The sequence below is a fragment of the Streptomyces sp. MK37H genome, from assembly GCF_018035285.1.
Classification (GTDB): Bacteria; Actinomycetota; Actinomycetes; order Streptomycetales; family Streptomycetaceae; genus Streptomyces; species Streptomyces endocoffeicus.
This window is the reverse complement of the sequence record NZ_JAAAYH010000875.1, coordinates 1-1,238: the sequence shown is the minus strand read 5'-3', so window position 1 is coordinate 1,238 and position 1,238 is coordinate 1. Positions and strand designations below refer to the sequence as shown.

The 1,238-nt window shown below is 70.9% G+C and carries 1 protein-coding gene and 1 pseudogene; both read right to left on the bottom strand.

Annotation, left to right across the window (positions count from 1 at the left end; genetic code table 11):
* Window positions 1–36: 36 nt before the first annotated feature.
* On the bottom strand, window positions 37–390 hold the full coding sequence (locus tag GWI24_RS44550; protein ID WP_210951688.1) for a VOC family protein: 354 nt from the start codon (window positions 388–390) through the stop codon (window positions 37–39).
* Window positions 391–476: 86 nt separating this feature from the next.
* Window positions 477–1,238: pseudogene (locus GWI24_RS44545) on the bottom strand (hypothetical protein); the annotation flags it as partial.

Here is a 1,238-nt window from a genome sequence, read left to right as displayed (position 1 = left end):
CGTCGCTTCGCCATCGACCCCGCCCAGGCGTGAGCGTTACTGACGCCGCTGGCCCAGGACGCAGAACTCATTACCTTCGGGATCCGCCAGTACGACCCACGATTCATCACCCTGGCCGATATCAACACGCCGCGCGCCGTGCGCCACCAGACGAGCCACCTCGGCGTCCTGGTCATCAGGCCTGAAGTCGAGATGCAGGCGGCTCTTGGCCTTCTTGCTCTCATTGATCCGGACGAAGTCCAACCCTGGCACGCGATCCGGCTCCGGGCGGATCTCGAACTCGTCATCAGAGGAGTGGACCACGACCCAGCCAAGAGCCTCGGCCCACCACTGCCCCAAGGCCACCGGATCTTCCGAATGAACGATTACCTGTTCCCATTCCAAGGTCATCCGCAGAGCTTGGACCTGCGAGGCTTCGCAAAACAGGCACTCAGGTCTCGCTGGTTTCCGGTCAGCGATGCCCCCGGGCCCTCGGCTCAGTGCGCGGGCCCCGCCCGCACATAGCGCTCCAGGCGAATGCCGGGCAGGCACAGCGAGTACGCCAGCCGGAAGTGCCCCGTCAGCACGGCCGCCTTCGGGCCGCGCGCCTCCGGCTCGTCGGCCGCGATCAGCCATGCCGAGCGCGCCCCGTCCAGCCGTCGCAGCAGCTCGGCGGGGCCGACGTCGACCCCGTAGAGCGTGCCCGAGGCAGGGCCGGGGGTGCTCAGCGCGATGTCGCGCAGCCCGGCGAGGGGGCGCGGATAGGCGATGGCGATCCGCCTTTCCTTGGGCGGGTCGTACAGCACCGGCTCACCCGGCCGGGTGAGTCGCCCCACCGCGGCGGACAGCGCCGCCAGGTCGTCCTGGCGGCTCAACGGCTCCCGCTCCCGCTGGTGCAGCGGGAACTGCCAGACGAACGCGCAGCCGATCGCGAGAACCCCGGCCGCGGCGACCACGGCGCGGCTGCGGCCGGACACCGCCCCGGCCAGCCGGTCCAACCCCGCCGCGGCCAGTAGGGGAATGCCCGCCAGGGCGAAGAGGAGGTAGCGCTCGTGGAAGCAGGGGCGGTGGAGGGCCAGGGCGAAGAGGAGGACGGGCGGGACGCAGATCAGGGGCAGGGCCACCGCGGTCAGCGTCCGCCGGCGGGGACGGATCACGGCGACCGCGATCAGCAGGAGGTTGACAGCGAGGACGAGCGCGCTGGGACCCGCGAACTCCTCGGCCACCGCCCACAGCCGACCCGGCGTCGGATGGCGTAT

What these genes read in the sequence shown, in the direction of transcription:
- GWI24_RS44550 (WP_210951688.1), bottom strand. Translation starts at nt 390, where the DNA reads ATGACCTTGGAATGGGAACAGGTAATCGTTCATTCGGAAGATCCGGTG.